Raw genomic sequence first — 19262 nt, 5'->3', positions numbered from 1 at the left:
TCGCTTAGTTTAACTTATAAGAAAGATATAAAGTCAAGTTGCTGTTTTTTGCATCAGGAAATGTGTATGTAGTTCCTGCAACCGTTCTTTCTTTACCTACAGTATTTAAACCGTAATTGTAACGTAATCCAACGCTAATTGGGTTAAAATCTACTCCGACACCAGCAGAAAGACCTGCATCAAATTTGGCTAGATCATCTGTGTCAATGTCTTGGTCAAAATCAAAACTTCCGTCTCCGCTTACTTTAGAGCTTACTAAATAAGAAGCGTAACCACCGGCATGAATGTTAAAATTCTTAGTAACATTTACTCTAACCAAAAGTGGCACTTCTATGTAGTTCAATCTAAATTTTGTGTTTCCAGATGCAAAAGCATTGTTGTATTCTAATTCTGAACCTTTTGTTGTGAATAAAATCTCTGGCTGAATCGCTACAAAGTCTGAAATAGGAAGTGTAGCATAAACCCCGGCATTAAATCCGTATAAGATATTATTGTCATCGACATTGTCTCCGCTTCCATATAAGTTAGACATGTTGAATCCTCCTTTTACACCGAATTCGGTATTTACATTAGTGTCCTGAGCGTGCAGCATTCCAAATGATGCTGATAAAAAAAGTGTTAAGGCGCATAAAAAATTGGCTTGTAATTTCATAGTAAAAAATAATTAGTTAATAGATCGATAATAGGCGTTTATTCATTTCGTTTTTTTATTCTTTCAGTCTCTCGTAAGAGTTTATATTGTTCGGGCAAAAATCTAAGAACGAGTTCCAAAATTTGTTTATCATTTGTTTCTCTAGAAATAGTCTCAAATAACTCAATCTGGTCGCATATGGCTTCTGTCATGGCGTTTAAATAGATATTGTTAAAATCATTATTGCTTGCGTCTATGAGATTGTACAGGTCTCGTTTATGCGTGGCGTTTATTTCAGTAATAACAATGAGCTTTGATGTGGACAATTTGGATATTTGATCTAACAATTGATTCTCTTGGATTTCAATTCTTTTACTTAATTCCTGAACAATAACATCTGAACTTTTTTGTTGTGCAATTTGACTTTTTGAAATAATAGATTTGCTAATATTCGCCGTAGAAATAAAAAAGAAGGCTTCTGTTTCTTCTCTTTCATTTTTTGCAAAGGCTTGATTCTTCAAAGTATTTTCAATCGGATTAATTTTTCTGCAAGATGTGATGCATAGTACCAATAAGATTAAGAAAAAGACTTTAAAATATGTCGCCTTCATGGGGGAAATTACTTTCATTATTACTTCTTAAAGTATTACATTACAAAGATGCTAACGAATGAAAGATTTTGCTTTACAGCATAAAAATGAATCGTTATATAATTCCCATAACAGATTTTTTTTAAGGGTTTATCCTTTTAAAATCAATGGTTTGTGAAGTTTGAGTTTGTTGTAAAAAAAAAAGAAATTATAGATTTTTCTATAATTTCTTTTTCTGTTTTCGGTATAATGTGATAGATTTTTTTTCTTACAAATAGAAATAAAATTTTAATCTGGTAGAAAGACCGTAAAGATCGAGCCTTTGCCCAAAGTGCTATCTGCTGTAATGTGACCCTTATGGTTCTCGACAATCTTCTTGCAGATCGCTAATCCGATTCCGGTTCCTGGATAATCTGTTTTAGAATGGAGACGCTGAAAAAGAATAAAAATGGTTTCTTTAAACTGTGGGTCAAATCCCATTCCGTTGTCTGTAAAAGTAATTTTATGAAATTTCTTTACCGACTGTTCTAATATTTCTGGATAATCGCAAGAATTGACTTTTTCGCTAGAAATGGAAATTTCAGGTTCAACATCGGGCTGGCTATATTTTAATGAATTTCCAATTAAATTGATAAACAGCTGTTCGATCTGATACGGAATTACCGCAAGCTTCGGAAGTTTACCAATGCGCTGGATTACCGCTTTCTTTTCTTCAATAGTTTCAGCCAGTTCAGATTCAGCATTGTCCAGAAGTTCATTCAGATTCATTTTGATGAATTCCTTTTTGGTTGTATTGGTTCTGGAGAATAAAAGAAGGTCGTCTATTAATACACGCATTCTTTTTGCCGAACTTTCTATTTTGGTAATGTAATTTTTGCCGCTTTCAGACATAACTTCTTTGTCGGCACTTGAAACTCTAGAAATAAAGGTTTGTATTTTTCGAAGCGGTTCTTGCAAATCGTGACTAGCAACATGGTTGAAAGAAGCCAATTCTTTATTGCTTTTTTCCAATTCTTTATTTCGTTCCTGCAATTCGATATTAAGAAGATGCTCGTCTGTAATGTCAAAGTTAATTCCGAGCAAGATTTTACTGCCTTGCTGATCGGTTACTAATTTACCCGTTGTTTTAAAGTAACGCACTTCAAAATCTGGACGTATAATTTTGTAATATACAAACGGAAGATGTTTCTTCTCTATAATTCCGTCAATAGCTTTTGCTACAGATTCTTTATCGTCTGGATGAACATATTTTAAAAGTGTTGCTTTGTTGGGAGCAAAAGATTTTGGCTCAAGCCCTAATAATCGAAACTGGTTGTCTGAAAAATCTATTTTATCAGAATCCAGATCCCATTGCCAAGTGCTGAATTTACCAATGTTTTCAGATTCAGAAATTAAACCTGTCGAAATAAGAAGCTTTTTATTGAATACTTTCAAGCGTTCAAAATCACGGCTAATTTGACGATAAGCCAATAGAATAAAACTTAAAGCGACTAGAAATAAGGAAATAGAAAACAGCGGACTTAAAGAAATCTCCGAATCGTAAATTTTAAGTCTTTTCTTTAAGAAATCTTTCTCAATGTCGTTCATTTCATCCACCTTAAAGCGGATGTTTTCCATTAAAATACGGCCGCCAAACATATGATTGTCCAATTTTCTTTTATCGTATGTTTTTGGGTCGCTATATTTTAGACAATTTTCAAAAGAAACAAAACGCTGGGTAATGAGTTTGAAAAGTTTCTGAAGATTTTCCTGCTGTCTCGGATTATCGGCAGTGAGTTTTTTTAAGGTAATAAAAGAAGTATTGACCTTGTCTCGGGAATAAATGTACGGAGTCAGAAAACGGGCATTGCGAGTGATGATGTACCCGCGCTGGCCCGTTTCTGCATCTTTTATAGCCGACATTAATCGTTCGAGCTGAATGTTGATTTCGTAAGTATGCATAACCAGTTTGCTTGATTCATTCAAGTCCTGATTATGTTTGTAAGCAATTGAAGAAAGAAATAACAGAATGAAAACTGCGATTACAAAAATAACTCTCAAAGAGTTTGAAGAATTAAAATTTGGTATCCACTTCATTATTGGAATGCTTTTATTTTAGTCGCAGCAAGAAATTATCACGGTTTAAACCAGAAGTATGATAATGCCAGTTTACGGTCACGACTTCATTAATTATTTTTTTCAGCGTATTGAAATCGCTTGGCTTTTTGATGTAAATATTGGCGCCTTGAATAAAGGTATCTTCAATATCTTCTTCAGATGAAGAAGTAGAATAAATCGCAATGATTATATCTTTTAAATGGTCCGTTTTTTTGATTTCAATCAAACATTCTTTACCTGTTTTCTTAGGCATGTTTAAATCTAGAAACAAAATATCTGGAAGTTTATTGTCTTTATTCATTAAATGATCCATGAGCTGCATCCCGTCATGAACAAAATTTACATTCGTTTGTATCTTTATTTCTTCAAATGCATCTTTAAAGAAAAGACGGTCATCTTCATCATCATCGGCCAATAAAATGTGTAATGCGTTTTTTTGCATTTTAATATGGTATTTGGGTTTTTATTTTAAATTTTCTCTTCGTTTCTTAATAATTCTCTGAAAAGCAGACGGAGTAATTCCGGTTGTATTTTTAAACTGCGTACTCAAATGTGCAACACTCGAATAGTTTAGTAAAAAAGCAATTTCGGTCAAACTCATTTCGTTGATAATAATCAACTGTTTTGCTCTTTCAATTTTCTGTAAAATAATAAAGTTTTCAATAGAAGAATATGTAACTTCTGAGAAAACATTAGATAAATAACCGTAACTGTGGTTTAATTTTTCTGCCAAAAATACAGAACTTTTATAATTATTGCTGTCATCCATAAAAACAAGTTCAATAATTGCATCTTTTATTTTTTGGACTAAGACACTTTTTTGATTTTCAACTACTTCAAAACCACACGGAGCCAATTTAGTTTTTAAATTATCCAATGCTTCAGCATCAAGATTGTCTTCAATCTCAATTTCACCAAAACCCAGAGTTGTAAAATTTATGTTGTTTTGTTCCAGATTTTGTTTTAAATAAAGAGAGCAAATAGTATTGATGTCGAACTTTATAAATAGTTTCATTTTATAGAAATTTGGTTAAAGATACTTATTTTTTTTGGTGTTTTTGCTTTTAAATGGTATAGAATTACACGGAAATGTGATTTTAAAATAAATTTTTCAAAAAAATACCGTCTAATATTTTCTTACTAGACGGTATTTCCCTGATTGAGTTGCAAGGATTTACAATTCTGACAGGATCTGATGAAATTCTTCTTTTGTTTTTCCCAGTTTTTGCTGAAGTCTTCCGTACATTTCGTCTTCTTTTCCTTCAGCGAACATCAAATCATCATCTGTTAGAGTTGCATACTTTTGTTTCAGTTTACCTTTCAGCTCATTCCAGTTTCCTTTTATTTCAGTAGTATTCATAATTTCTATTTTTTTAATTTTATTGTATTGTAAAATTGCAAATTATCGATCGGCTTTATGTTACATTTATTTTTCCGACTGTTGCATAATTTTCATTTTTTTGTCTTTGTTACTCCTGATATCTTCTCAGAATCCACGCCATTTTTTCGTGTTGCTGCAACAGTCCTGTTACAAAATCAGCAGAACCAACATCATTAGTTTCGTTTTCAAAAACTGGAATATAGTCTCTAAATTCGGTAACCAGCTGTTCGTGGTTTTCTAAAAGTTCAGATAACATATTTTTTTGCGAAGCATATTCTTTTGGAGATTCTTTCAGTGTAGAATTATCGATAAACTCTTTCATTGTCCCGATTGTTTTTTCGCCCAACTGATTAATGCGTTCTGCAACTTCATCAATATTGGCTTCCAAAATTCTATATTGTTCTTCAAACAATTTATGCAGTTCCATGAAGCTATTTCCCGAAATATTCCAATGAAATTTTCTGGTTTTTACATATAATGTCATCTCATTTGATAAAATTGTTGCTAAAATAGAAGCGCTCTTCTTTAAGTTTTTGGGTGTAATTCCAATATTTGGGCTCATAATTATCTGTATATTAGGTTATTCTCAAAGATACTTTTATAACCTCATTTTTTCTTATATAATTTATCAGAGAAATTACATGAATTCAATGTTTTTTTAACCTTTATAGGCTTTAATTGTTGTAGTTTTGCGCCCATCTAAAACTAAATTTAATGAGAAAACATTTACCTATTTTATTTTTTTTAATTATTTCTTTTACAGCAAAATCACAATCCTATTTAGGCTATTTTCATGACAACTATGCGGGAGTTCAAAGTGTTTTGTTCAATCCAGCTTCTATTGTAGATTCACGTTTTAAAACAGACATTAATTTGTTCTCAATTAGTGGTGCTGTCGAAAATGACTTATATGGTGTGAAACTATTTGATGTTTACAAAGACGGATATGATTTTGAAAGCCAGTCAAAAGTTTCTGCAAAAAATGCCAACAACGGATTGGCAAATTTTGATATCATGGGACCCTCTTTTATGTTTAATATTGCGCCAAAACATTCTTTGGCTGTTTTTACAAGAGCGAGATCTGTTTCTAATATCAGAAAGATTAACGGGTATCTTATCGATCAGGTAAAAGACGGATTAGATCAGTCTGATAGTTTCAATTATAATTTAGGAAGTCCAAATGCTGCCTCTCATTCTTGGGGTGAACTTGGAATTTCTTATGCCGCAGTTTTGTTTCAAAAAGACCAGCACTTTTTAAAAGGAGGTTTAACGGCTAAATACCTTCAAGGTGGTGTAAATGCCTATGTTCACGGAAAAAATGTGAATGTCGCTTATATTGAAAATGCTGCAGATCCAAAAGAAGGTTCTTTAATTTCAAATGGTGAAGTTACGGTTGGAGGAAGTCAAGATTGGGAAGCCAATGACGATTACGAATTTGATTCAAAATCACGCGGATTTGGTTTTGATTTTGGATTGGTTTACGAATGGAGACCTGATTATGATCAATATGATCTTAAAAAAGCAAAACCAGCAGATAATAATTTTAGAGATTTAAATAAATATAAATTGCGTTTCGGTTTATCGGTAACAGACATCGGATCGATCAATTATAAAAACTCAAAAGTTGACACTTATAATGTAAACGGAGTAGTAACGCAACAAATGATTGATGATGCAGAAGATTTGTATGATTTCTTAAATGAACATTATACCAAAACTTCAACGTCAAAAGGAGTAAAAACAAATTTGCCAACTGCTATTCGAGCAGATGCAGATTGGAATATGTACAATAAATTCTATTTGAACCTTAACGGAGATATTAATCTGGTTTCTGGCAGTAAATTGAATGGTTACGGAATTGCTGACCGAGTTACATTAACGCCTCGTTACGAAAGCAGATGGTTTAGTTTTTATTTGCCAATGACATATATGGAATATAGTGGTATGCAGGCTGGAGCAGGTTTGCGTGCAGGAGTTTTCTTTATAGGTTCTGGTTCTATTTTGAGTAATTTAGCTTCTAGCAACTCTAAAGGAGCTGATTTTCACTTAGGAATGAAGATTCCAGTTTACGAAAAACAATTTAAAGATACAGACGGAGACGGTGTAATTGATAAAGAAGATGCTTGTAGAAAAGTTGCTGGCCCAGCCGAAAATGGTGGTTGCCCTTGGCCAGATACAGATAAAGATGGTGTTTTTGATAAAGATGATGCTTGTATAGATGTGGCAGGACCAAAAGAAAATAAAGGTTGTCCTTGGAAAGATAGTGACGGAGATACTTTATTGGATAATGTAGATGCATGTCCTACAGTTGCTGGTCCTGTAGAAAATAAAGGATGTCCATGGCCAGATACTGATGGAGATGGCGTTTTAGATAAAGATGATGCGTGCCCGAACGAAGCAGGTGCAGCAGAAAATAAAGGCTGTCCAGAATTAGACGCAGATAAAGACGGTGTTTTGGATAAAGATGATGCTTGTCCGACAGTTGCAGGTCCAGCAGATAATAAAGGTTGTCCAAAAGTGACTAAAGAAACTTTAGCGCAGCTAAAAGTAGAAGCAAGATCTATTTTCTTTACAACTGGAAAAGCGACTTTAAATGACGCTAAAAAAGGAGAAACTTCTGGAAGATTAGATGCGATAAAAGAAATCTTAAGAAATTATCCAAATGCAAAATTTACTATTAACGGACACACAGATAATGTTGGAAATGCAAAAGCAAATCAAAAATTATCTGAAGCTAGAGCAAAAGTAGTAATGGATCTTTTAATCGAAAAAGGTGTAAATCCAGAGAATTTAACTTCTAAAGGTTACGGTTCTACAAAACCAGTAAAATCAAATAAAACAGCTGCAGGAAGAGCAGAAAACAGAAGAACTGAAATTGTTTATTTAGGCAATTTGTAAACGCTTCTGAATATAAAAGTAAAAAGCCATTCTTAATTGAGTGGCTTTTTTTATTTTTGCATACTTTTTAAAAAGAATTAATTCTTTGAAATAGAAGAACTAAAAATACAATATGACAACACAACAACTACACGAACAAATTCTTCAAAAAAAATCATTTTTATGCGTTGGTTTGGATCCTGATCTGACTAAAATGCCGCAGCATTTATTAGAAACCGAAGATCCTATTTTCGAATTTAATAAAGCGATAATCGATGCAACGCACGATCTGACGGTTGGATACAAACCAAACACCGCTTTTTTTGAAGCATACGGAATAAAAGGATGGATGTCTTTGCAGAAAACAATCAATTATATCAACGAAAATTACCCTGATATTTTTACAATTGCAGATGCAAAACGTGGAGACATCGGAAACACTTCTAGCATGTATGCAAAAGCTTTTTTTGAAGATTTAAATTTTGATAGTGTAACCGTTGCCCCGTATATGGGAAAAGATTCTGTAGAGCCTTTTCTGGCATTCGAAAATAAACATACTATTATATTGGCTTTGACTTCCAACGAAGGTGCTTTCGATTTTCAGACTTTAAATACCAACGGAAAAGAATTGTACAAACAAGTTCTAGAGACTTCTAAAACTTGGAAAAACAGCGAAAACCTAATGTATGTTGTCGGTGCAACAAAAGCAGAATATTTTACTGAAATTAGAAAAATTGTTCCAGACAGTTTCCTACTAGTTCCAGGAATTGGCGCTCAAGGCGGAAGCTTATCTGAAGTATGCAAATATGGAATGAATGATAAAGTTGGTCTTTTGGTAAACTCTGCAAGAGCTATTATCTACGCTTCAAAAGGAACCGACTTTGCTGAAAAGGCTAGGGAAGAGGCTTTGAAAGTACAGCAGGAAATGGCTGAAATTATTGGTTTAAAGTTTCAGGTTTAAAGTTTCAAGTTAACTTTGAGCATAATTTTTTAACGCAAAGTTCGCTGAGTTTTTTCGCAAAGTGCACAAAGAAATTATATACAGTGTTTTAAAAGTTTCTTAAGTTCTCAAAGTAGCGTGTAAGCTTTACTTTTTTGTTAAAGTTAACTTTGAGTATAATTTTAACGCAAAGTGCGCTAAGTTTTTTCGCAAAGTACGCAAAGAAATTATATACAGTTTTTTTAAGTTCTCAAAGGGAAATTTATTTTAAGCTTTGAGAACTTAAAAAAAACTTAAACTCAACGTTTAAGCATAAACCTCTGCGAACTTTGCGAAAAAACTTCGCGAGCTTTGCGTTAAATTCCACACTCCAACAAACCTCAAACATGAAACAAATAAAAGACCAGCTTGGCAAAGTTCATACTTTTGAAACTGCTCCAAAGCGTATCATTTCGCTAGTTCCATCGCAAACCGAGTTATTGTACGATTTAGGTTTAGAAGAGAAAATTATCGGAATAACGAAGTTTTGTGTTCATCCGTTTCATTTTAAATCGACTAAAAAGATTGTTGGTGGTACCAAGAAAATTCACTTCGAAAAAATAAAACTTTTAGAGCCGGATATTATTATCTGCAATAAAGAAGAAAATACACTTGAGATTGTTGAACAGTTAAGTGCAATTTGTCCAGTTTGGGTTACCAATATTGTTTCTATAGAAGATAATTTCCAGATGATTTCAGATTTCGGGCAGTTATTCAATTGCAGAACCGAAGCGCAGAAATGGAACAACAAATTGGCTTTCGCTTTAAGCGATTTTAAAAATTATATTCAGGATATAAAAGAAAAAAAAGCGGCCTATTTTATTTGGAAAAATCCATACATGGTTGCAGGAAAAGATACGTATATCAATGAGTTGCTAAAACTAAATCATTTTAAAAATATCTACGAAGACAAAGGTCGTTATCCCGAAATCGAATTAAAAAAAATGCGTTTAGAAGGCGATCCTGATATTGTTTTTCTTTCTTCAGAACCATATCCTTTTAAAGAAGAAGATGCTTTCGAAATCGGAAGATTTACACATCATGCTAAAACCATTTTCGTTGATGGTGAAATGTTTTCTTGGCACGGCAGCCGATTGTTAAAAGCTTTCCCTTATTTTAAATTACTGCACGAAAGATTAAAAAATTAGTTAAATGAATTTCTAAACTCTAAAGGCGAAACTGTGGTTTTACTTTTGAAAAGCTTATTAAAAGATTGAGGATATTCGAAACCTAATTTATAAGCAGTTTCACTTACACTCAAGGTAGTTGTGGTAAGAAGTTCTTTGGCTTTTTCAATAATTTTATTGTGAATATGATGCTGTGTGCTTTGTCCTGTCAACGAGCGCAGCATATCACTGAGATAATTTGGCGTAACATTTAATTGTTCCGAAATGTAAGCGACAGTTGGTAATCCTAATTGCTGCACTTTATCACTTTCAAAGTATTCAGAAAGAAGTGTTTCCAGTTTAGTTAAAAGAGTATTGTTTGCATTTTTTCGGGTAATAAACTGTCGGTTGTAAAAACGATTGCAATAATTAAGAAGCAGTTCAATATGCGAAATCATTACATCTTGGCTGAAAGCATCAATCGAAGACAAATATTCTTGTTCGATATTCTGCATAATTCCAGTAATCATTGTTTCTTCTTTTTCTGAAAGATGCAATGCCTCATTAACAGCATAAGAGAAATATCCGTACTCTTTTATTTTTTTTGCCAAAGCATAATTTTGAATAAAATCAGGATGAATTACTAACATTGAGCCATATACAGAAGAATCCATTGGAACTTCTGTCGAAATAATTTGTCCTGGCCCCATAAATGTCATGACACCTTCATCAAAATCATAATAGTTTTGGCCGTATCTCATTTTTCCCTTAAATCCTCTTTTAATTGAAATCGTGTAGAAATTATAAATGACACTTTTTAGATTATTATCAAAATGACAACTTATATCTTTCAGATTTACAAAACTTACCAAAGGATGATCTGGTTTTGGAATTCGTAATAATTGATGTAATTCTGAAATAGAGGTAATGTTATACGGAATATGATCTTCTTTCTTCATGGCTTTAGGTTTAATACAGGAAAAGCTGTTATAAAGATAACTTTTCCTGTAGATTTTTTTCTGATTTCTTATAGATTAACAGACTTCATTCCAGATTCATCATAACGATTTCCGGTAATCGTTCCTAGAGGAATAATGTTTTCCAATCTGTTCAATTCTTCAGTAGTCAGGATAAGCTGAGAAGCCTCAATATTTTGCTCTACATATTTTACTCGCTTTGTACCCGGAATGGCTAGAAATCCTTTAGATGCAATCCATGCCAAAGCCAATTGCGAAGCAGTAATTTTTCTTTCGTCGGCGATAAGTTTTATTTCATTTAAAAGTTCAATATTTTTATAAAATTGTTCTCCTTGAAAACGAGGAATTGTTCGTCTAAAATCATTTTCGGCTAAGTCTTGCGGATGTTGTATTTCTCCCGAAATAAAACCTCTTCCTAAAGGCGAATAAGCTACTACACCAATTTGAAGTTCTTGTAATGTTTTTATAATTCCGTCTTCTTCAATACTTCTTTCAAAAAGAGAATATTCACTTTGAACTGCCGTTAGAGGATGAATGTTATGCGCTTTTCTAATAGTTTCAGAAGAAACTTCAGAAAGGCCAATATAACCAACCTTTCCTTCTTTTACCAAATCAGACATTGCCTGAATTGTTTCCTCTATTGGAGTATTAGGATCAACGCGGTGCAGGTAATACAAATCGATATAATCTGTTCCAAGATTTTTAAGAGAACGTTCTACGGCCTTTTTTACATATTCTTTTTTGCCATTAAACTGCCAGGTAAGTTCTTCGTTGTCATTAATCTCAAAACCAAATTTTGTAGCAATGATGTAAGCGTCACGATTTCCTTTTATAGCTTTAGAAATCAATCTTTCATTTTTCAACGGACCATATAAATCGGCCGTATCTAAAAAATTACCGCCTAGTTCAAGTGAACGATGTATTGTTTGTATAGATTCAGTTTCGTCTGCTTTACCGTAAATATCATTTCCTGCAATCTGGCTCATTCCCATGCAGCCTAAACCAATATTTGGAACAACAAGTCCCTGATTTCCTAAATTAACTTTTTTGATAGTACTCATAATTACTGTTTTAATTTTAAATCAAAATTGATTTAGCAAAGATCCGTCAGTATTGCTTTTATAAAGTATCTAAATCTCGTGTAGTTGTATCCAAAATGAGCCAATGTTTAAAAGATTGTGTTTTTTACCGCAAAGCACACAAAGATTTACGCAAAGTTCGCAAAGTTTTTAAGGCAAAGCTTTGCGAACTTTGCGTTTTATACAAAACCTCTTGAGAAAAAAACTTTACGCTCTTTGCGGTAAAATATGCTCAAAGTAAAGCAACCTGAAACAAAAGAAAACATGAAACCTGAAACTAAACTTATATAAAAAAAGAATGCCGACATCTCGAAGACGCCGGCATTATTTAACTAACCAAAACCAAAATAATAAATAACCAGTTTATTACATTACAAATGTCCGACATAAATCAATCTTATGCTGTTAAGATCTTGTTATTACTTTGTTGGATATAAGTTAATGTTCATATTGTTGAGAGTTTAACCGCAAAGCGCGCAAAGAATTACGCAAAGTTCGCAAAGTTTTTTTATAGAAAGCTTTGCGAAGTTTGCGTTTTATACAAAACCTCTTGAGTAAAAACCTTTGCGTTCTTTGCGTTAAAATTATGTTCAAAATAGATAAGTTAATGTTTTTTTTACCGCAAAGAGCGCAAAGAATTGCGCAAAGTTCGCAAAGTTTTTTTAAGGCAAAGGTTTGCGAACTTTGCGTTTTATACAAAAACTCTTAAGTAAAAAACTTTGTGCACTTTGCGTTAAAATTATGCTCAAAGTAAAGCAACCTGAAACAAAGAAAACATGAAACTTGAAACAAAACTTATATAAAAAAAGAATGCCGGCATCTCGAAGACGCCGGCATCATTTAACTAACCAAAACCAAAATAATAAATAACCAGTTTATTACATTACAAATGTCCGACATATATCAATCTTATGCTGTTAAGGTTTTGTTATTACTTTGTTGACCATACGTTAAGATTTGTCAAACCGCTGTTTTGAGCTTTCTGCACTGTTAAATAAAATTTGATTATTAAAATATAATAACAATCAATTTTGCTTATTAATATGGTAAAGATAAGTTTGTATATTTGATAAAACATTAAAAATCAGCAATATGGAATCAAACAAAAAATTAACAACTGCAACAGGAACACCCGTTCCAGACAATCAAAACATTCAAACAGCTGGCCCTCGCGGACCCGTTTTATTACAAGATTTTTGGTTCTTAGAAAAAATGGCTCATTTTGATCGAGAAGTGATTCCCGAAAGAAGAATGCATGCCAAAGGATCTGGGGCTTACGGAACTTTTACTGTTACGCACGATATTACTAAATACTCAAAAGCAGACTTGTTTTCTGAAATTGGTAAAAAGACAGAAATGTTTGTGCGATTTTCGACTGTTGCAGGAGAAAGAGGCGCTGCTGACGCCGAAAGAGACATTCGTGGTTTTGCTATGAAATTTTACACTAACGAAGGAAATTGGGATTTGGTAGGAAATAATACGCCAGTTTTCTTTTTCCGTGACCCAATGAAATTTCCTGACTTGAACCATGCTGTAAAACGTGATCCAAAAACCAATTTAAGAAGTGCTGATAACAATTGGGATTTTTGGACTCTACTGCCAGAGGCTCTCCACCAAGTTACGATTGTAATGAGTGACCGTGGAATTCCGAGATCGTACAGAGAAATGCATGGTTTTGGAAGCCATACTTTTAGTTTCATCAATGCGCAAAACGAAAGGCATTGGGTAAAATTCCATTTAGTTTCGCAACAGGGAATCGAAAATCTCTCTGATGAAGAAGCTGCTAAATTGGTGGGTGGAGACAGAGAAAGCCATCAAAGGGATTTGTTTAATGCAATTGAAGAAGGTAATTTCCCGAAATGGAAAATGTTTGTTCAAATTATGTCAGAAGAACAGGCGAGAACGTATCGTTTTCATCCATTCGATTTGACTAAAGTTTGGTTAAAAGGAGATTTTCCGTTAATTCCAGTTGGAGAATTTGAATTGAATAAAAATCCAGAAAATTATTTTGCAGAAGTAGAGCAGGCGGCATTTAATCCAGCTCACGTAGTTCCAGGAATTGGTTTTTCTCCAGATAAAATGCTTCAAGGACGTTTGTTTTCTTATGGAGATGCGCACCGTTACCGTTTAGGAGTAAACAATTATCAGATTCCGGTAAACGCTTCTAGATGTCCGTATAACAGTTTCCACAGAGACGGAGCAATGCGTGTTGATGGAAATTATGGCGGAAGAAAACATTATGAGCCAAATAGTTTTGGCGAATGGCAAGACCAGCCAGAAGTAAAAGAACCGCCATTGGCAATTTATGGTGATGCTTATGCACATAATTTTAGAGAAGACGATAACGATTATTTTACTCAGCCAGGACTTTTATTCAACTTGCTGACAGAAGAGAAAAAACAGCTTTTGTTTAAAAATACAGCAGGTCAAGTAGGAGGAGCGCAGAAGTTTATTCAAGTGCGTCATATTAGAAATTGTTACCAAGCCGATCCAGCTTATGGTGCAGGTGTAGCAAACGCTCTAGGAATGACAATGGATGAAGTAAATGCTTTTGATGATCCTAGATTGGCGATTAAAGCGAGATAAGTTTTTTTTTAGGTTCAGAGCGACAAAGGTTCAGAGTGACAAAGGCTTTTGAACTGGATTTATAAAATTAAACCCGACAGGTTCAAAAACCTGTCGGGTTTGTTATTTTTATTGTCAGACTGAGCGAAGTCGAAGTCTTTTTAGGTAAAGAAAAATCTCTGTTCCTTTGAACCTTTGCCTCTTTGAACCTTAAGAAAAAACCACCGTCTTATTGCTATAAACCATTGTTTTTCTTTCGGCATGCAGTTTAATTGCTCTTGCTAAAACGATGCGTTCTAAATCGCGTCCTTTCATAATAAAATCTTCTACAGAGTGAATATGAGAAACTCGTGCAATATCTTGTTCAATAATCGGGCCTTCGTCTAATTCTTCTGTTACATAATGGCTTGTCGCACCAATAATTTTCACACCACGTTTAAAAGCCGAATGATACGGTTTTGCACCTGGAAAAGCAGGTAAAAACGAATGGTGAATATTGATGATTTTATTTTCGTAAAGCGAAATCAATTTTGGAGTCACGATCTGCATATAACGCGCCAAAACAATAAAATTGATCTGATATCTTTTCAAAAGTTCTATTTGTCTTGCTTCTCCTTCTTCTTTGTTGTCTTTTGTGAACGGAACATAGTGAAAAGGAATATCAAAACGCTCTGCAATTGAACGTAAATCGTTATGATTGCTAATAATCATAGGGATTTCTACACCTAATTCATCGGCACTATATCGACCCAAAATATCAAACAAGCAATGATCGTATTTAGAAACAAATAAAGCCATTTTAGGTTTTTGCTCCTGATTGTACAAATCCCAAGACATGTCAAATTTGGCAGCAAGAGTTTTATTAAAGTCTTCTTTAAAACTTTCAACTGTGATAGTCGAATTTTCGAATTCACATTCCAGACGCATAAAAAACACATTTTGCTCTACGTCTACATGCTGGTCGATATAAGTAATATTTCCTCCAACCTTAGCAATAAAAGTAGTAACTGAAGCAATAATATTCTTCTGATCTTTACAATGAATGAGTATGGTAATTTTTTGCATTTTGGTCTTTTTTTTGGTTAGTAACAAAGTTGCAAAGTTGACTTTGTGCCTTTGCAACTCTGTGTCTTAGCATCTTTATGAAAACTATTTTCCATCCTGCATTGCAAAAACCTTTTGTAATAAAGGAGTTGTTCTGGCAGAAATATTGTTTCTAATTTCTTTTTCTTCAACAGCAATCATTTTAAAAACGCCAGATAAAGCTTGATTTGTCGTGTAATCCGTTAAATCTGGATTTACTTTCTTTACTAGCGGAATAGTGTTGTATTTTGTAATAATATTTTTCCAAACCGCATCTGCGCCAACTTTTTCGAAAGAGCTTTTAATTACTGGATTAAATTTGGCATATAATGAAGTTGTTGTGCTTCCTTGCAAATAATTTGTTGCTGCGTTGTCGTTTCCTAAAAGAATGTTTTTAGCATCTGTAAAACTCATATTTTTTACTGCTGTAACAAAAATTGGAGTTGCTTCTTTCACGGCATCTTCTGCGGCGCGGTTCAGCATTTTGATTCCTTCATCTGCAAGAGAGCTTAAACCTACTTTACGAAGGGTTGCATCTACTTTTTGTAATTCTTCGGGCATTAAAATTTTTACAGCTTCATTTTTATAAAAACCATCTACTGCGGTTAATTTACTCACTTGTTGTGTAATTCCTTTGTTTAGCGCTTCTTTTAAACCTGAAGCAATATCAACAGTTCCTGAATTTGGAATCTGTGATGCGATTTGTGGTAACTGATTTAATGTTTGTTGTACCTGTGCGCAAGAAGTAAGCGAAAATGTAACGGCTAATACTAAAATCTTTTTCATTTGGGGTTTTTGTTTAAGTTTCAAAAATACTACTTATTCAAAAACAACGCCACAATTTTATTTTAAGCAAACTAACATTTTGTTGTAAACTTAACACAAGAGCACTTAGTAACTTAGAATCTCATTTTCTTAGCATCTTAATTTATGGCCAACCCATTCGAATATTATCTTGCCAGTAGGTTTTACTCGAAATATAAACGGGCTTTAGCAATATTATAGGTTTATTATTAGCATCAAAATATTGAACCCGAATGATTTTTTCATTAGAATCATCTTTCATGGCAATATTTCCTTCGGCATCATCGATTATTTTCTTTTTTTTGAGATATAAGGCAGGTTTTTCAATTATATATTCGACAACAGCTTCGTTGTTTAGTTTTAAATTACATCCAATCAAATTGCCATTGCTGTCAAGCGATTCAATTCTTTTTAGAAAATTGTTTTCATAATAGTATATTTCAAAAGCAATACTGCAAGATCCTTGTTGAAGTTTATTATTATGCAATCGGAAACGAAGTATCTGGTTTTTAGCATTTGTAAATTCAACATATCCATTTCCTTGAGCGTCAATATTCTTATTCAATATTCTCGAAGGCTTTGAGAATTGTTTGATTTGATTGGAGTAAACTTGGTAATTTTTGGCAGATTGTGCAAAAGAAGAGATACAAACTAAAGAGACTATGAATAGACTAAAAAAAGATTTCATTTTATAAATTTTAATTACTCAAATCTATTTTTATTTCTCCAATAAATCTATTTTCTCATTTGTATTTTTAATATAAACCGACATTTCAGAGTATTTCCACGTACCTCTTTTTTCGCCTACGATAAATAAAGTTCCTTTGCCTTTCGGACCTTTCAACGGAACCTGTACATTGCAAGTTCGTACCTCATTATGTGAAGTGACGGTTCCAGAAACTATTCCGTCTGTTTCAACGGGAGAACCGAGTTTTTCTACTACGAGCTTGTTATTCTCTACTGCTATCATAGATTCTTTATAGGCTTCAGAATCTTTAAGAACCGAAGTTACTTCATAGAAAATTCCTCCAATGAATAAAGCCACTAATACTAAAAGCGTTAAACATCCGCTGGGAATAAACCATTTCCAATTTCTGTTTAGCCAGCTCTGTCTTTGTACTAACTCGTTTGAATCTTCCATAAATTTAGTTTTAGGTGAAATTGATAAAGCTAAAATAAGAATAAATTCAATTGATATTCAGTGTTTTATATTAAATAAAAAAATCAGTTTATAATGTTTCTATAAGGTGATTTTAAATTAAGCTTTTATATTTTTAATTCTTTTATTCCCGATAGAGCATTAATCTTGTTTACATCCATTATCAGGGAAAATTTTAGTGTGTTTGAACCAAAAATATTTGTATTCGAGTTCTCCAAAAATTGGGTCATTTTTAATCATAGTCACTGTTTGTTTTTCAGTATAAAATAGTTAAGCGCCATAAGGAATGTCTTTTACTTGCTCCAATATCATATAAATTGAAAATACAGACAAAAGGAGTACAACTAGAAATACAAGCCATACACATATTTGCTTATAGTTTAAACATATAGCAATGATTGATAAAACCATTGATCCGAAAAATAAAAGGGGACATATAATAGCTGCATGATAAGGCTCTACATCCCAACGTGTGCAAAGGCGAGATAATGTCAAACAAGCAAATATTATAGTAATAATGCATACAGTTAAAGATAGAAGGCTTAAAACTGTGGAGGTTTTTTTACGGTTTTTCATTTATGTATTGATTCTATAAGCACGCATTAAAACAAAAAAATCATCTTATATTTTTATAAAATGATTTAAAATTGAGCTTTTATGTTTTACTTCTTTTTTAAAATTTGACTGATATCAGTATCCTGTTCTTCAATCAGATCATAAAAACCAACGTGTACGTTACTTTCATATTTCCAGAATAAATCAGTTCCATAATCTGCATTAAATATTTCATTTAATACTGGCGCAATTTTATACATTGATTCAGCATTAATGATAGAAAAGTTATTTGGATTACTAATATAATTTTCGTCATCAATTTCAGATAAAACATTCCATCCATTTAATTGTGGGATACTGCTTTTTTCTCTATATGTATATAATATCGGAATACCTTTTATTACATTTTTAGATACTACGAAACCACCGTATAAATCATTTGGAATTGACATAAATTTCCTTTGTGTTTTAAAGTTTAACGATTACTAAAAGCAATTTCTTCTAAAGCTTTTGGATCACTGATTGCTTTGCTGACATCTTGTTTTTTCATATCATCATTATCTCCAGTTCCCGTGCTTAAAGTAAGTTCTTTCGGCATTATCGGTTTCTTATCGAATAGGGTTGCAAAAAGTAATGCTCCTTGCAAATAACCGCCGTCATTTAAAAGATGCAATGTACTTTCGCCAAAACGCAGATTATCTTCATCTTTCACTAAATACATATAATCAGCTTTACCGTTGTATGCATCATTTATTGCATCACCAACTCGTAGCAAACCAGCATTTTTAGTGGTTTTTACAACAGCAATTGCATTTTCACGCATTTCGTCATAATAGTCTTTGTATTCTGAATCCGTAATAGGCATTGGAGACATTCCTTCGTAGATATAAAATGCTACATCGGGACTGTTTTTACGTATTTTATCAGTAATCATTTTTACATTAGCCTGATATTTATCTAGTTCAGCCAAAGCGACAGGAGTAGATTCCTGAATAACTACGTAATCATAATAGTTACCATCTTTGTCTGTTTTTGCAAAATTTTGTTCGGCCTCTGTTTTATGATCTTCATAAATTTTATCAATAGAAACTCCCATAGTAACCAATTGATCAATGATCATTGGCTGGTTATTAGCTTTACAAATTTCTCCAAATAGAATAGGAGCGCTTACAAAAAATTCTGTATGGCTGTTTCCGATGAATAATATTCTAGGACTTCCTTCTGCTTTTGGAGCTTTAGGATGTGCTATTTTTTCTGCAGTTACTGTCGAATCTTCTGGAGAAGTCGATTTGTTATTGCAGGCTGAAAAAAGCATTGCAGCAATACCAAATAGTAAAAAGTGTTTTTTCATTGTAATTTTAATTTGAAAAGGGTTCATC

At 33.0% G+C, this 19262-nt stretch carries 19 protein-coding genes; 4 read left to right on the top strand and 15 right to left on the bottom strand.

The features are described 5' to 3' along the window. Nucleotides 1-4: 4 nt before the first annotated feature. From ACFO3N_RS12305 to ACFO3N_RS12275, 7 genes are all read right to left on the bottom strand, one after another. Complete coding sequence (locus ACFO3N_RS12305) at nucleotides 5-652, bottom strand: porin family protein (RefSeq protein ID WP_379798097.1); 648 nt, start codon at nucleotides 650-652, stop codon at nucleotides 5-7. Between the two features lie 38 nt (nucleotides 653-690). Beyond that, on the bottom strand, nucleotides 691-1260 hold the full coding sequence (locus tag ACFO3N_RS12300; protein ID WP_379798095.1) for a DUF4142 domain-containing protein: 570 nt from the start codon (nucleotides 1258-1260) through the stop codon (nucleotides 691-693). A 249-nt stretch (nucleotides 1261-1509) separates the two neighbouring features. After that, the gene (locus ACFO3N_RS12295) at nucleotides 1510-3297 is read right to left on the bottom strand and encodes a sensor histidine kinase (RefSeq protein WP_379798093.1); all 1788 of its coding nucleotides are present in this window, start codon (nucleotides 3295-3297) and stop codon (nucleotides 1510-1512) included. A 13-nt stretch (nucleotides 3298-3310) separates the two neighbouring features. Further along, nucleotides 3311-3760: a response regulator gene (locus ACFO3N_RS12290; protein ID WP_095929844.1), complete on the bottom strand. Its 450-nt coding sequence runs from the start codon at nucleotides 3758-3760 to the stop codon at nucleotides 3311-3313. Nucleotides 3761-3781: 21 nt separating this feature from the next. Next, on the bottom strand, nucleotides 3782-4333 hold the full coding sequence (locus tag ACFO3N_RS12285; protein ID WP_379798091.1) for a helix-turn-helix domain-containing protein: 552 nt from the start codon (nucleotides 4331-4333) through the stop codon (nucleotides 3782-3784). Between the two features lie 159 nt (nucleotides 4334-4492). Beyond that, on the bottom strand, nucleotides 4493-4678 hold the full coding sequence (locus ACFO3N_RS12280) for a CsbD family protein (protein ID WP_250835307.1): 186 nt from the start codon (nucleotides 4676-4678) through the stop codon (nucleotides 4493-4495). 109 nt (nucleotides 4679-4787) lie between these two features. Next, nucleotides 4788-5261, bottom strand: a complete 474-nt coding sequence (locus ACFO3N_RS12275; RefSeq protein ID WP_379798089.1) for a Dps family protein — start codon at nucleotides 5259-5261, stop codon at nucleotides 4788-4790. A gap of 152 nt (nucleotides 5262-5413) precedes the next feature. Here ACFO3N_RS12275 and ACFO3N_RS12270 point away from each other — a divergent pair, with 152 nt between their 5' ends. The 3 genes from ACFO3N_RS12270 to ACFO3N_RS12260 all read left to right on the top strand — a co-directional run bounded on the left by ACFO3N_RS12270 (nucleotide 5414) and on the right by ACFO3N_RS12260 (nucleotide 9703). Then, nucleotides 5414-7597 (top strand): DUF5723 family protein, encoded by a 2184-nt coding sequence (locus ACFO3N_RS12270; protein WP_379798087.1) that lies wholly within the window; start codon nucleotides 5414-5416, stop codon nucleotides 7595-7597. A gap of 112 nt (nucleotides 7598-7709) precedes the next feature. Then, nucleotides 7710-8537: an orotidine-5'-phosphate decarboxylase gene (gene pyrF, locus ACFO3N_RS12265; protein ID WP_379798085.1), complete on the top strand. Its 828-nt coding sequence runs from the start codon at nucleotides 7710-7712 to the stop codon at nucleotides 8535-8537. A gap of 365 nt (nucleotides 8538-8902) precedes the next feature. Beyond that, nucleotides 8903-9703: an ABC transporter substrate-binding protein gene (locus ACFO3N_RS12260; RefSeq protein WP_379798083.1), complete on the top strand. Its 801-nt coding sequence runs from the start codon at nucleotides 8903-8905 to the stop codon at nucleotides 9701-9703. Here ACFO3N_RS12260 and ACFO3N_RS12255 read toward each other — a convergent pair. Both ACFO3N_RS12255 and ACFO3N_RS12250 read right to left on the bottom strand, forming a co-directional pair. Further along, the gene (locus ACFO3N_RS12255) at nucleotides 9700-10620 is read right to left on the bottom strand and encodes a helix-turn-helix domain-containing protein (RefSeq protein WP_379798081.1); all 921 of its coding nucleotides are present in this window, start codon (nucleotides 10618-10620) and stop codon (nucleotides 9700-9702) included. The genes ACFO3N_RS12260 and ACFO3N_RS12255 overlap by 4 nt on opposite strands. A gap of 68 nt (nucleotides 10621-10688) precedes the next feature. Then, nucleotides 10689-11699, bottom strand: a complete 1011-nt coding sequence (locus ACFO3N_RS12250) for an aldo/keto reductase (protein ID WP_379798079.1) — start codon at nucleotides 11697-11699, stop codon at nucleotides 10689-10691. 1110 nt (nucleotides 11700-12809) lie between these two features. Between ACFO3N_RS12250 and ACFO3N_RS12245 the strand changes: the two genes are divergently transcribed. Further along, on the top strand, nucleotides 12810-14303 hold the full coding sequence (locus ACFO3N_RS12245; protein WP_250835314.1) for a catalase: 1494 nt from the start codon (nucleotides 12810-12812) through the stop codon (nucleotides 14301-14303). A 189-nt stretch (nucleotides 14304-14492) separates the two neighbouring features. On the opposite strand, the gene purU is transcribed toward ACFO3N_RS12245, so the two are convergent. The 6 genes from purU to ACFO3N_RS12215 all read right to left on the bottom strand — a co-directional run bounded on the left by purU (nucleotide 14493) and on the right by ACFO3N_RS12215 (nucleotide 19234). Then, the gene (purU, locus tag ACFO3N_RS12240) at nucleotides 14493-15347 is read right to left on the bottom strand and encodes a formyltetrahydrofolate deformylase (RefSeq protein WP_379798077.1); all 855 of its coding nucleotides are present in this window, start codon (nucleotides 15345-15347) and stop codon (nucleotides 14493-14495) included. A gap of 84 nt (nucleotides 15348-15431) precedes the next feature. Beyond that, nucleotides 15432-16151 carry a DUF4197 domain-containing protein gene (locus ACFO3N_RS12235; RefSeq protein WP_379798075.1) on the bottom strand — a complete coding sequence of 240 codons (720 nt, stop codon included), beginning with the start codon at nucleotides 16149-16151 and terminating at the stop codon, nucleotides 15432-15434. Between the two features lie 142 nt (nucleotides 16152-16293). Then, nucleotides 16294-16857, bottom strand: coding sequence for a hypothetical protein (locus tag ACFO3N_RS12230; RefSeq protein ID WP_379798073.1), 564 nt, complete (start codon nucleotides 16855-16857; stop codon nucleotides 16294-16296). A 30-nt stretch (nucleotides 16858-16887) separates the two neighbouring features. Beyond that, nucleotides 16888-17310 (bottom strand): cytochrome c oxidase assembly factor Coa1 family protein, encoded by a 423-nt coding sequence (locus tag ACFO3N_RS12225; protein WP_379798071.1) that lies wholly within the window; start codon nucleotides 17308-17310, stop codon nucleotides 16888-16890. A gap of 680 nt (nucleotides 17311-17990) precedes the next feature. Beyond that, entirely contained in the window at nucleotides 17991-18335 is a 345-nt protein-coding gene (locus ACFO3N_RS12220) for an immunity protein Imm33 domain-containing protein (RefSeq protein ID WP_379798069.1), read from the bottom strand. A gap of 23 nt (nucleotides 18336-18358) precedes the next feature. After that, nucleotides 18359-19234, bottom strand: coding sequence for a hypothetical protein (locus ACFO3N_RS12215; protein WP_379798067.1), 876 nt, complete (start codon nucleotides 19232-19234; stop codon nucleotides 18359-18361). Nucleotides 19235-19262: the final 28 nt, after the last annotated feature.

This window comes from Flavobacterium chungangensis (genome assembly GCF_042654045.1).
Taxonomy (GTDB): Bacteria; Bacteroidota; Bacteroidia; order Flavobacteriales; family Flavobacteriaceae; genus Flavobacterium; species Flavobacterium chungangensis.
Note: the sequence above shows the minus strand (reverse complement) of the source record. Positions and strands in the feature narration are given on the sequence as shown.